The organism is Paenibacillus sp. TSM33 (assembly GCF_056099025.1).
Window position 1 is genome coordinate 1 of record NZ_JBLZXB010000046.1, and the last position, 359, is coordinate 359.

At 50.1% G+C, this 359-nt stretch carries 3 tRNA genes; all 3 read left to right on the forward strand.

Annotation, left to right across the window (positions count from 1 at the left end):
* The first annotated feature begins 39 nt into the window (after positions 1-39).
* Positions 40-125, forward strand: a tRNA-Tyr gene (locus tag ACN6NF_RS25770).
* Positions 126-144: 19 nt separating this feature from the next.
* Positions 145-217: transfer RNA gene (locus ACN6NF_RS25775), tRNA-His, on the forward strand.
* A gap of 18 nt (positions 218-235) precedes the next feature.
* A tRNA-Gln gene (locus ACN6NF_RS25780) sits at positions 236-310 on the forward strand.
* The last annotated feature ends 49 nt before the right edge of the window (positions 311-359 follow it).

A 359-nucleotide genomic window follows, 5' to 3' on the forward strand; every position in this document is an offset into this window, starting at 1 on the left:
GTAGGTTGGGGGTTCAAGTCCTCTCGCCGGCACCATTTTGGAGGATTAGCGAAGTGGCCAAACGCATCAGACTGTAAATCTGCTCCCTTACGGGTTCGGTGGTTCGAATCCATCATCCTCCACCAGTATTTTTATAATCATATGGCGGTCGTGGCGAAGTGGTTAACGCACCGGACTGTGACTCCGGCATTCGTGGGTTCAAGCCCCATCGGCCGCCCTTTGATTCTTAATTTAATGGGGATTAGCCAAGCGGTAAGGCAACGGACTTTGACTCCGTCATGCATAGGTTCAAATCCTATATCCCCAGCCATTAAGAGCCATTAGCTCAGTTGGTAGAGCACCTGACTTTTAATCAGGGT